This window comes from Burkholderia sp. AcTa6-5, from assembly GCF_017815075.1.
Classification (GTDB): domain Bacteria; phylum Pseudomonadota; class Gammaproteobacteria; order Burkholderiales; family Burkholderiaceae; genus Burkholderia; species Burkholderia sola.
The window spans coordinates 17,419-29,494 of record NZ_JAGIQE010000014.1 but is presented as its reverse complement, the minus strand read 5'-3'; the positions used below and the strand labels follow the sequence as shown (position 1 = coordinate 29,494).

Annotated in this window: 8 protein-coding genes; 3 read left to right on the top strand and 5 right to left on the bottom strand. The window is 67.7% G+C overall.

Annotation, left to right across the window (positions count from 1 at the left end; genetic code table 11):
* Positions 1 to 137 precede the first annotated feature (137 nt).
* Both J8I33_RS19475 and J8I33_RS19470 read left to right on the top strand, forming a co-directional pair.
* Complete coding sequence (locus J8I33_RS19475; RefSeq protein ID WP_089490317.1) at positions 138 to 2,981, top strand: AAA family ATPase; 2,844 nt, start codon at positions 138 to 140, stop codon at positions 2,979 to 2,981.
* Positions 2,982 to 3,103: 122 nt separating this feature from the next.
* Positions 3,104 to 5,383: an FdhF/YdeP family oxidoreductase gene (locus J8I33_RS19470; protein WP_089490316.1), complete on the top strand. Its 2,280-nt coding sequence runs from the start codon at positions 3,104 to 3,106 to the stop codon at positions 5,381 to 5,383.
* Between the two features lie 135 nt (positions 5,384 to 5,518).
* On the opposite strand, the gene J8I33_RS19465 is transcribed toward J8I33_RS19470, so the two are convergent.
* Positions 5,519 to 6,940, bottom strand: coding sequence for a cytosine permease (locus tag J8I33_RS19465; protein ID WP_089490315.1), 1,422 nt, complete (start codon positions 6,938 to 6,940; stop codon positions 5,519 to 5,521).
* 393 nt (positions 6,941 to 7,333) lie between these two features.
* Between J8I33_RS19465 and J8I33_RS19460 the strand changes: the two genes are divergently transcribed.
* A complete protein-coding gene (locus J8I33_RS19460) occupies positions 7,334 to 8,257 on the top strand; it encodes a LysR substrate-binding domain-containing protein (protein ID WP_124557616.1) in 924 nt (307 codons plus the stop codon).
* Positions 8,258 to 8,323: 66 nt separating this feature from the next.
* Here the strand turns inward: J8I33_RS19460 and argE are convergent, their stop codons facing one another.
* The 4 genes from argE to J8I33_RS19440 all read right to left on the bottom strand — a co-directional run bounded on the left by argE (position 8,324) and on the right by J8I33_RS19440 (position 11,995).
* On the bottom strand, positions 8,324 to 9,487 hold the full coding sequence (argE, locus tag J8I33_RS19455) for an acetylornithine deacetylase (protein WP_209938761.1): 1,164 nt from the start codon (positions 9,485 to 9,487) through the stop codon (positions 8,324 to 8,326).
* Positions 9,480 to 10,157: a DUF1028 domain-containing protein gene (locus tag J8I33_RS19450; RefSeq protein ID WP_050014028.1), complete on the bottom strand. Its 678-nt coding sequence runs from the start codon at positions 10,155 to 10,157 to the stop codon at positions 9,480 to 9,482. The genes argE and J8I33_RS19450 overlap by 8 nt, the downstream gene beginning before the upstream one ends.
* A complete protein-coding gene (locus J8I33_RS19445; RefSeq protein WP_050014029.1) occupies positions 10,154 to 10,603 on the bottom strand; it encodes a RidA family protein in 450 nt (149 codons plus the stop codon). Before J8I33_RS19445 ends, J8I33_RS19450 begins: the two co-directional genes overlap by 4 nt.
* Positions 10,604 to 10,672: 69 nt before the next feature.
* Positions 10,673 to 11,995, bottom strand: coding sequence for an NAD(P)/FAD-dependent oxidoreductase (locus J8I33_RS19440; protein WP_209938759.1), 1,323 nt, complete (start codon positions 11,993 to 11,995; stop codon positions 10,673 to 10,675).
* Positions 11,996 to 12,076: the final 81 nt, after the last annotated feature.

The following is a 12,076-nucleotide window of genomic DNA, read 5'->3' as shown; positions in this document are numbered from 1 at the left end:
GAACGCAGTCGAAGCGATGCCGTGGGCTCCTTGCGGCACTCGCGCTTCCCGCCCCGACCGCGATCGGGACGCGCGAGCGCCGCACCGCATCGGGCGTCACGCTTCGACCCACCTTCACCGACAGGAGCCAGACCACCATGCCCGCACTTTGCGATATCTGCCACGCGCGGCCGGCCGTTGCACGCGCCACCGTGATGCAGGACGGCGAGCGCAAGACGATCTCGATCTGCGATTACCACTTCCGCCAGCTGATGCGGCATCAGAGCATGCTGAATCCGTTCGATTCGCTGCTCGGCGGTGGTGGACCGTCGTCGCTGTTCGGCGGGCTCGGCGACGAATCGCCGCTCGCCGCCGAGATTCCGCGCGAATCGGTCGATCCGACCGACGCGTTCAGCGAACAGACGCTCGAACTGCTGCAGCGCGCGGCCGAGAAGGCGCACGAGCTGCGCCGCAGCGAGCTCGATTCCGAACACCTGCTGTACGCGCTCGCGGACACCGACGTATGTGCCGCGCTGCTGAAGGAACTGAAGCTGTCGCCGGAGGACATCAAGACGTACATCGACGCGCACGCGCACACCGGCACGGCCGCTCCCGACGCGCCGCTCGACAAGCTGTCGATCTCGCCGCGCGTGAAGAAGGCCGTGCAGTACGCGTTTCAGGCGTCGCGCGATCTCGGCCACTCGTACATCGGCCCCGAGCACTTGTTGATCGGGCTCGCATCGGTGCCTGACAGCGTCGCCGGCACGCTGCTGAAGAAATACGGCGTGACGCCCGAGGCGCTGCGCCAGAAGGTCGTGAAGGTGGTCGGCAAGGGCGCCGAGGACGGCCGCGTCGATGCGCCGACCGGCACGCCGAACCTCGACAAGTTCGGCCGCGACCTCACCGCGATCGCGCGCCAGGGCAAGCTCGATCCGGTGCTGGGCCGCGCGCAGGAAATCGAGAGCACGATCGAGGTGCTCGCGCGCCGCAAGAAGAACAATCCGGTGCTGATCGGCGAGCCGGGCGTCGGCAAGACCGCGATCGTCGAGGGGCTCGCGCAGCGGATCGTCAACGGCGACGTGCCCGAAGTGCTGCGCGACAAGCGGCTCGTCGAGGTCAACATCAACTCGATGGTGGCCGGCGCGAAGTATCGCGGCGAATTCGAGGAACGCGCGAAACAGCTGATCGACGAAGTGACCGCGAAGCAGGACGAACTGATCCTGTTCATCGACGAGCTGCATACGATCGTCGGCGCGGGCCAGGGCGGCGGCGAAGGCGGCCTCGACATCGCGAACGTGCTGAAGCCCGCGCTCGCGCGCGGCGAGCTGAGCCTGATCGGCGCGACGACGCTCAACGAATACCAGAAGTACATCGAGAAGGACGCCGCGCTCGAACGCCGCTTCCAGCCCGTGTTCGTGCCGGAGCCGAGCGTCGAGCAGACGATCGTGATCCTGCGCGGGCTGCGCGACAGTCTCGAGGCGCACCACCAGGTGACGTTCGCCGACGACGCGTTCGTCGCGGCCGCCGAGTTCGCCGACCGCTATATCACGTCGCGCTTCCTGCCCGACAAGGCGATCGACCTGATCGACCAGGCCGCCGCGCGCGTGCGGATCGGCGCGACGTCGCGCCCGGTCGACATTCAGGAAGGCGAAGCGCAGATCGCGCAACTGAAGCGCGAGCAGGACTACGCGACGTCGCGCAAGCGCTTCGACGAAGCGAAGCAGTTCGAAGAGCAGATCAGCGCGAAGCAGAAGGCCGTCGACGAGATGATGGAGGCGTGGCAGCGCAAGACCGGTTCGGAGACGCTCGAGGTGACCGTTGAATCGGTGGCCGAGGTCGTGTCGCGGCTGACCGGCATCCCCGTGTCCGAACTCACGCAGGAAGAGCGCCAGAAGCTGCTGAAGATGGAGGAGCAGTTGCGCGAGCGCGTGGTCGGCCAGGCCGATGCGGTGGTCGCCGTCAGCGATGCGGTACGGCTGTCGCGCGCGGGGCTCGGCCAGACGCACCGGCCGATCGCGACGTTCCTGTTCCTCGGGCCGACGGGCGTCGGCAAGACCGAGCTCGCGAAGGCGCTGGCCGAGACCGTATTCGGCGACGAGCAGGCGATCATCCGCATCGACATGTCGGAATACATGGAACGCCACGCGGTCGCGCGTCTGATCGGCGCGCCGCCCGGCTACGTCGGCTACGACGAAGGCGGCCAGCTCACCGAGCGCGTGCGGCGTCGCCCGTACAGCGTGATCCTGCTCGACGAGATCGAGAAGGCGCATCCGGACGTCTACAACGTGCTGCTGCAGGTGTTCGACGACGGGCGTCTCACCGACGGCAAGGGTCGCGTGGTCGATTTCAGCAACACGATCATCATCGCGACCAGCAACCTCGGCGCGGCGATCATCATGGACAACCTCACGCAGCCGGAAGCCGCGCGCAAGACCGACAAGGCGATCCGCGAGGAACTGATGCAGGTGCTGAAGGGGCATTTCCGGCCCGAGTTCCTGAACCGGATCGACGAGGTGATCGTCTTCCACGCGCTGTCGAAGGACAACATCCGCGCGATCGTGCAGATCCAGCTCGATCGCGTGGTGCGTACCGCCGCCGCGCAGGACATCACGCTCGTGATGGGCGATTCGCTCGTCGCACACCTGACCGAAGCCGGCTACCAGCCTGAATTCGGCGCGCGCGAGCTGAAGCGCCAGATCCGGCAGACCATCGAGACGCGGCTCGCGAAGGAAATCCTCGCCGATCGGCTGAAGTCCGGCGACAAGTGCGAGGTCGACTACGACAAGGACAGCGACGAAGTGAAGTTCAACAAGCTCGCCGCGCCTGACGCGAAGGAGGCGAAGGACACAAAGCAGGACGCCGACGGCAAGGCCAAACCGACCGGCAAGGCCGCCAACGCAGCAGCGGACGCGAAGGCGGACGACACGCGTGCCGACGCCCCGCCGCCCGCCGCGAAGCCGTCGGGCAAGAAGTCGTCCGGCGCGAAGAAGGACGCGCACTAAAACAACGCATGCCCCGCAACCCGGGGCACGCATGACCGGCTCCGTCCGCGGACGGAGCCGCCCCACGCCGCGACACGGCGCAACCGAGCCACCCGCATCGGGCCCGGCTATTGGAGATTCACATGACAAATCGACGCGAAGTGCCAGGCATCAGGAAATACGACGGGCCCGCCGGCGGTTGGGGCGCGCTTCGCGCGACAGCCGATGCGGTGCGCACGCAAATGGAAACCATCGAGGCGCCGATCGTGCTGATGCGGACCAACCAGCCCGACGGCTTCGACTGCCCCGGCTGCGCGTGGCCGGACAAGGAGCACAAGTCGACGTTCCAGTTCTGCGAGAACGGCGCGAAGGCCGTTACGTGGGAAGCGACGACCAAGCGCGTGACGCCGGAGTTCTTCGCGGCGAACACCGTGTCGTCGCTGCTGCGCATGTCGGACTACGAACTGGAGAACATGGGCCGGCTCACGCATCCGCTCGTCTACGACCGCGCGACCGACACGTTCCACGCGATCGAATGGGACGACGCGTTCGCGCGCATCGGCGAAGTGCTGCGCGCGCTGCCGCCCGAGCAGGTCGAGTTCTACACGTCGGGCCGCGCGTCGAACGAAGCCGCGTACCTGTACCAGCTGTTCGCGCGCGAGCTCGGCACCAACAACTTCCCCGACTGCTCGAACATGTGCCACGAGCCGACCAGCGTCGGCCTGCCGCAGTCGATCGGCATCGGCAAGGGCACCGTGTCGCTCGAGGATTTCGACCACTGCGAGCTGATCATCTCGATCGGCCACAACCCCGGCACGAACCATCCGCGGATGATGGGCACGCTGCACGAGTGTTCGCGCCGCAACGTGCCGATCATCGTGTTCAACCCGCTGCGCGAACGCGCGCTCGAACGCTTCGCCGATCCGCAGGACATGATCGAGATGGCGTCGTTCGGCTCGACGCGGATCGCGTCGACGTACTACCAGGTCGACGCGGGCGGCGACGCGGCCGCGCTGAAAGGCATCATGAAGGCGCTGCTGAAGCTCGAGGCCGAGCGCGGCGACGTGCTCGACCGCGATTTCATCGCGCAGCACACCGACGGCTTCGACGCGTTCTCGGCCGATCTCGAAGCCACGTCGTGGGACGACATCGAACGCGCGAGCGGCCTCGCCCAGGCGCAGCTCGAAGAGGTCGCGCTCGCGTACGCGAAGTCGAACGCGACGATCGTCACGTACGGGATGGGCGTCACGCAGCACAACAAGGGCACGGCCACCGTGCGCCTGATCGCCGACCTGCTGCTGATGCGCGGCAACATCGGCAAGCCCGGCGCCGGCGTGTGCCCGCTGCGCGGCCATTCGAACGTGCAGGGCAACCGCACGGTCGGCATCACCGAGAAGCCGTCGGCCGAATTCCTGAAGAAGATCGAGGACGTGTGCGGCTTCACGCCGCCCGCGAAACACGGGCACGATGCGGTGCAAGCGATGCAAGCGATGATCGACGGCACCGCGAAGGCGCTGCTGTGCCTCGGCGGCAACTTCGCGGTCGCGCTGCCCGATCCGGAGCTGTCGTTCCCGGCGATGGCGAAGCTCGACCTGAGCGTGCATCTCGGCACGAAGCTGAACCGTTCGCACCTGCTGGTCGGCAAGGAAACCTTCATCCTGCCGGTGCTCGGCCGCACCGAGCTCGACATGCAGGCCACCGGCCGGCAATCGATCACCGTCGAGGATTCGATGTCGATGGTCCATGCGTCGGCCGGCAAGCTGAAGCCGGCGTCGGACCAGTTGCGCTCGGAGCCCGCGATCGTCGCCGGCATCGCGCATGCGACGCTGCCGAACAGCAAGGTCGCGTGGCTCGACCTGATCGCCGACTACGACCGCATCCGCGACCTGATCGACAAGACGGTAGCCGGCTTCGACGCGTTCAACGAGCGGATCCGCACGCCGGGCGGCTTCCGCCTGCCGCTGCCGCCCACCGAGCGCGTGTGGCCGACGCCGACCGGCAAGGCGATGTTCTCGGTCTACAAGGGCGTGAAGGAGGACGCGGACGCGCTCGGCGCCGAGCAGGTGCTGCGGCTGATCACGCTGCGCAGCCATGATCAGTACAACACGACGATCTACGGGCTCGACGACCGCTATCGCGGCGTGTTCGGCCGGCGCGACGTGCTGTTCATGAACGCGGCCGATCTCGACAAGTACGGGCTCGAACACGGCGACCTCGTCGACATCGAGACGGTCACGGCGTCGGGCCGCACACTGCGCCTCGAGAAGATCACCGCGATCGAGTACGACATCGCGCCGGGCTCGGTCGGCGCGTACTACCCGGAAGCGAACGTGCTCGTGCCGCTCGACTACATCGACAAGGAAAGCGGCACGCCGTCGTACAAGTCGGTGCCGGTGCGCGTCGCGCGCTCGGCGGTGGTCTGATCCGCGGGTGGGCAAGGGTCGCGGCACACGCCCCGCCCTTCGGCCCGCCTGCCGCCCTGCACTTGCCGCTCGCGGCCGCCGTATCGCCCCCGATGCGGCCGCCGTTTCATTCGAGCGCGTCGAACGACGCCGCGCTTACCGCACCGCCGTCGGCGGCAGGTGCGCGCCGCCCTGCCGACGCCGATACGCGCTGTCGCGCGTCGCGAGCCAGTAGTACAGCGGCGACGTCAGCAGCAGGCCCACGAGCCAAGACAGATCCGCGCCGCCCAGATGCGCGGGAATCGGGCCCGCATACATCGGCGTGTTCATGAACGGAATCTGCACCACGATGCCGATCGCATACGCGAGCAGCGCCTGCGGATTGAAGCGGCCGTAGATTCCGCCGTCCGCCATGAAGATCGACTGGATGTCGTACTTGCCCTTGTGGATCACGTAGAAGTCGATCAGGTTGATCGCCGTCCACGGCACCAGCACGACCAGCAGCGCGAGCACGAGATCGACGAGGTTGCCGACGAAGTTCGTCGACGCGCCGATCGCCGCGTAGCAGCATGCGACGAAGATCACGACCGACACCACCGCGCGCGCCTTCGCGGTCGGAATCCACTTGTACGCGAACGTCTGCACCGACGTGATCACCGCGAGCACCGCGCCGTACAGGTTCAGCGCGTTGTGGCTGATCACGCTCAGCAGGAACAGCACGAGCATCAGCGGGCCGAGCGGGCCCGTCGCCTGCTTGACCGCGTCCATCGTGTCCGCGCCGGCCGGCACCGCGAGCACGGCCACCGCGCCGAAGATGAACGCGAGCGTCGAGCCGATCGTGCAGCCGAGGTAGGTCGCCCAGAACGTGGACGCAACGCCGACGTCCTCCGGCAGATAGCGCGAATAGTCCGACACGTATGGCGCGAACGCGATCTGCCACAGCGCCGACAGCGATACCGTCGCGAGCCAGCCCGCGAAGTCGAAGCCGCCGCGCGTCAGGAAATCGGCGGTGTTCACGTGCGACAGGATCATCCAGAAGCCGACGGCGATGCCGATGCCGAGCACCCACGTGCCGATCCGGTTCAGGATATGGATGAACCGGTAGCCGACGATCCCGATCAGCCCGGAGCCCACCGCGCCGATCACGATGCCGACGGGCACCGGCACCGACGACGCGATGCCGTGCACCGACTTGCCGGCGAGCACGATGTTCGACGCGAAGAAGCCGACGTACATCACGGCCGCGATCACCGTGACGAGCAGCGCGCCCCACGAGCCGAACTGCGCGCGGCTCTGGATCATCTGCGGGATGCCCATCTGCGGGCCCTGCGCCGAATGCAGCGCCATCAGCACGCCGCCGACCGCCTGGCCGACGACGATCGCGACGATCCCCCACATCAGGTTCAGGTGGAACATCTGCACGCCGAGCGCGCCGGTCACGATCGGCAGCGGCGCGATGTTGCCGCCGAACCAGAGCGTGAACAAGTCGCGCACCTTGCCGTGGCGTTCGGCGGGCGGCACATAGCCGATCGTGTGCTTCTCTATCATCGGGGACGCATTGCGTTCCGCGTTCGTCATGGTGAAGTCTCCAGTCCTGCGCGGCAATGCGCGCGTGCCGTTCACGCCGGCGCGCGTCGGGGTGCGCGCCGGCCATCGGTCCGGATGCGCGGGCGACGCAGCACCGCGTGCATGCGCGGCGGCGCCGAACGAAGCGGCGCGTGCGCGGCAAGCAGGGACGGATGACATGTCCCGCCGGCGCGCACGCGGCCCCGTCGCGATCCAGGTTGGAGACGATGGTGCGCCACGTGCATCGCGACCGGAAAATACTAAAAATATTTCCGCGACATACGAAAAAGCTCTGCAGCGGAAATTTCGGCGCCGATCGACTTCAGGTAAGGTGCCAGGGTCTGTTTCCCCATGGAACGCGCACGCGCCCGCGGCGGCACGCCGGGGCGGGCATCAGAGGTGCTTGTGGCTCACTACACATTGCGGCAACTGAAGTACTTCATCACGACGGTCGAATCCGGCAGCGTCGCCGAGGCATCGCGTCAGCTCTTTATCGCGCAGCCGTCGATTTCCAGCGCGATCAAGGGGCTCGAAGAGAGCTTCGGCGTAAAGCTGTTCATTCGCCATCACGCGCAGGGCGTGTCGCTGACGCCGAGCGGCACGCGCTTCTACCGGAAAGCGCAGGAACTGCTGCGCATCGCGCACGAGTTCGAACAGAACGCGCTCGCCGACAACGACGTGATCGCCGGGCAGATCGACATCGGCTGTTTCGAGACGGTCGCGCCGCTCTATCTGCCGCAACTGATCGCGGGTTTTCGCGAGCGCTACCCGGGCGTGAACATCCGGCTGCGCGACGGCGACCAGCAGGAACTCGTGCAGGGGCTGACGTCCGGCACGTTCGATCTCGCGCTGATGTACGACCACGATCTCGACGGCACGATCGAAACCGAGCCGCTGATGCCGCCGCAGCAGCCGTACGTGCTGCTGCCCGAAAACCACCGGTTCGCGAGCCAGACGCACGTGTCGCTGCGCGACCTGTGCGTCGAGCCGATGATCCTGCTCGACGTGCAGCCGAGCCGCACGTATTTCGTCAGTCTGTTTCACGAACTCGGGCTGACGCCGAACATCGTGTTCGGCTCGCCGTCGATCGAGATGGTGCGCGGGATGGTCGGCCAGGGCTTCGGGTTCTCGCTGCTCGTCACGCGCCCGCATTCCGACTATACGTACGACGGCCAGCGTGTCGTGACGATATCCCTCAGCGAAACGGTCAGCCCGTCCGGGCTCGTGAGCGCGCGGCTGAAGCGCGGGCAGCTCACGAAGCAGGCGCAGTCGTTCGTCGATTTCTGCCGCGAGCGGCTTGCGCAGATCGTCGCGGAAGCGGCGCGATGAGATCGCGATAGAGAACAAAAAAACGCACGCGCCGCCCGGTGCGGAGCGTGCGTGTCGGTGGCCAGCTCAGTCGGCTGAAGAAAGATACGCGGCCAGACGACCGAGCATCGCGTCGCATCCGTGCAGTTGTTCGAGCGTGACGAACTCGTCGGGCTTGTGCCCCTGGTCCATGCTGCCGGGACCGCACACGACGGTCGGAATACCGGCCTGCCCGAACAGCCCGCCCTCGGTGCCGAACGCCACCGTGCCGAACGCGTCGGACCCGCTCAGCCACGCGATCAGCCGCGCGGCCTCGCCGTCCGGCGCGGTCGCCAGCCCCGGATACGCGCCGAGCGGTTTCAGTTGAATGTCGGTATCGGGCTGCACCGCGCGCATCCGCGGCAACAGTTCGGATTCCGCATAGTCCTGCAGCTTTCTCGGCACGTCGTGCGCATCGAAATCCGGCAGCGCGCGCACCTCGAAATCGAACTCGCATTCGGCCGGCACGATGTTCAGCGCGCGGCCACCCTTGATCAAGCCCGTCTGCACGGTCGAGAACGGCGGATCGAAGCGGCTGTCGTGCCGCTCGGGGCGTGCGAGCGCCGCGCCGATCTCGCCGAGCCGGCCGATCAGCTTCGCCGCATAGTCGATCGCGTTGACGCCCGACGGCGCGTAAGCCGAGTGACACGCGGCGCCCTTCACGTGGCAGCGCATCGCGAGCTTGCCCTTGTGACCGAGCACCGGCTTCAGTTCGGTCGGCTCGCCGATCACGCACAGCCGCGGACGATGTGCGCGCGCGGCCAGTTGTTCGAGCATCGGCCGCACGCCGACGCAACCGACTTCCTCGTCGTACGAGAACGCGAGATGCACGGGCACGCTCAGCGGCCGCGCGACGAACGCCGGCACGGCCGCGAGCACCGATGCGATGAAGCCCTTCATGTCGGCCGCGCCGCGACCGTACAGGCGGCCGTCGCGCTCGGTCAGCCGGAACGGCTCGACCGTCCATGCCTGCCCGTCGACCGGCACCACGTCGGTATGGCCCGACAGCGCGACGCCGCCGCGATCGCGCGGGCCGATCGTCGCGTACAGGCTCGCCTTCGTGCGTTCCGCGTTATAGAACAGTTCGCTTTCCACACCGAAACCCGCGAGATAGTTGCGGATGAAACCGATCATCTCGAGGTTCGAGTCGCGGCTGACCGTCGCGAAGCCGATCAGCCGTTGGAGCAGCGCGCGGCTCGACGGATCACTCATCGCCCGGTACTCCGTAACTCGGTGCGGCGGTCGGATTCAGCGCGCGCGTCTGGTAGTCCTGCATCTGCGGCCGATATGCGCGCCACAGCGCATCGAGTTGCCCGATCGGATCGGTATCGGCCCAGTCGACGCGCAGGTCGACGATCGGCCAGGTCACGTCGCCGGCCACCTTCAGCGCGGCCGAATGCACGGGTCCGGCCTCGCCGCCGGCCGTCATCGCCGCGTGCATCGCGGCCAGCAGGCGATCGGCGAGCAGCCCGGGCGCGTGCTCGAAGGCCCGCACCATCGCATCGATCACGGCCGGCGCGGCCAGCAAATTGCCGGCCGCCACGCATTGCTCGCCCTGCACCGCGCGATGCGTGCCGAGCGCCTCCTTGCCGGTGAAGCATGCGGTCTGCCCCTGCCCGTCGATCGCCGTGACCTGCCGGTACTGGCTCCAGCCGTTCGCGCTCAACGCCCGGTCGAGCGCCGCGGCCGGCGCGAGCTGGTCGTGCTCGATCAGGTCGAGAATCTGCGGCCCAAGCGCCGGCAGCGTGATGTTCTGCGTCGCGACGGCGCCGACGCCCGCACGCACCCACGGGCAGCGCGCGCCCACCGCGATGCTCGACGAGCTGATCGCGATCCCGAGCTGCCCCGTCTCCGGGCAGCGTCCGACGATGGAGAACGTCATGTCGCCTCCCGTGCGCGGTTCGGCTGCCAGTTGTCGGGAATCACCGCGATCACGTCGATCTCCATCAGCCACTGCGGCTGACCGAGCGCGGAAACGACGAGCCCCGTCGAGATCGGGTAGACGCCCTTCAGCCACTTGCCGACTTCCTGGTACACGGGTTCGCGATAACGCGGATCGATCAGGTAGGTCGTCGTCTTCACGATATGCGTGATGTCGCTGCCGGCTTCCTCGAGCAACTGCTTGACGTTCTTCATCGCCTGCTCGGCCTGTGCACGCGGGTCGCCGAGGCCGATCAGGTTGCCGTCGAAATCGGTGCCGACCTGGCCGCGCACGTAGACGGTGTTGCCGGCCCGCACGGCCTGGCACAGGTCGTTGTCGAGCGTCTGGTTCGGGTAGGTATCCTTCGTGTTGAACATGCGGATACGCGTATGGGTAGGCTGGCTCATCGAGGTCCTTCGAGTGTCGGTGTGGTCGCCCGCCGCGCGGGAAGCGGTCGCGGCGGGGTCGTCAGGTCGTCAGTTCGCCGCTTCGGCGAGCGGGCGCGCGTCGGGCTGCGCCGCTTGGGCGGCCGCGCGGTGCTGCGCCGCGTCGTGGTATGCGAGGTACTTGCGCTGCGTGACGATGTGATCGGCGATGTGCTTCGCGTCGTGCCACACGCCCCAGATGAAGCTGGAGCCGCGCCGCGACAGCCACGGCAGCCCGAGGAAATAGATGCCCGGCTCCTTCGACACGCCGCGCTGGTGCTGCGGCTTGCCGTTCGGCGCGAACGCGTCGACGTTCAGCCAGCCGTAGTCGACCGCATAGCCGGTCGCCCAGACGATCGACGTGACGCCCGCGCCGGCGAGATCGAGCGAGAGGATCGGATGCGCGACGCAGTCGGGATCCGGCAGGATGCGTCGCGCGGCCGGTTCTTCCGGCAGGTCGAGGCCGTTGCGCGCCGCATACGCGTCGGCCGCGTCGAGCAGCGACAGGTAGTTCTCGTCACCGCGCGCGAGATGGGTCGCGAGATCGGGTTCGAACACGGCCACGCCGCCGTCGAACGACTTCGTCAACCCGACCAGCGTCACGCCCTGATTCGCGAGCGCGCGGAAATCGACCGTATGGCCGCCGCGCGCGCCGCTCACCGCGATCGTCACGTGTTCGCGGCCGGGCGTCGCGACTTCCTTGTCCCATTCGCCGAGCACGCCAAGCCACCAGCAGAAGTCGCGGCCGCGATACGCGCGCGGCGGACGGTCGTGCGGCCCGACCGACAGGTAAACCTGCCGGCCCGCGCGCCGCAGCTCATCGGCGATCTGCACGCCCGACGAACCGGCGCCGACCACCAGCACCGCGCCTGCCGGGAGCTGGCCCGGGTTGCGATAGTCGGCGGAATGGATCTGCACGACGCGCGCGTCGTCCGGCGCGATCGGCGGAATCACCGGGCGCTGGAACGGGCCCGTCGCGACCACCACGCGGTTCGCCTCGATCGTGCCGTCGGACGTCTCGACGACGAAGCCCGGCTTGCCCGTGTTGCGCACGACATGCTTCACTTCGACGCCGGTGCGGATCGGCGCGTCGAACTTGCGCGCATACGCTTCGAAGTAGTTCGCGACCTGGTCCTTCGTGGCGAACGCATCGGGATCGAGCCCGTCGAATTCGAGGCCGGGGAAACGGTCGTGCCACGCGGGGCCGTTCGCGACCAGCGAATCCCAGCGCCCGGTGCGCCAGCGTTCGGCGATGCGGTCACGCTCCAGCACGAGATGGGGCACGCCCAGCTTGCCCAGGTGCTCGCTCATCGCCACGCCGGCCTGCCCGGCGCCGACGACGAGCGTATCGATCGAGGTTGTTTCGACTGCCACGGCTGTCTCCTTCGGAAGTGCGGCTCATGCGACGCTTGTGTCGCCGCGTGAGCTGGAATGGAGACATTCTGCTGACAGGCC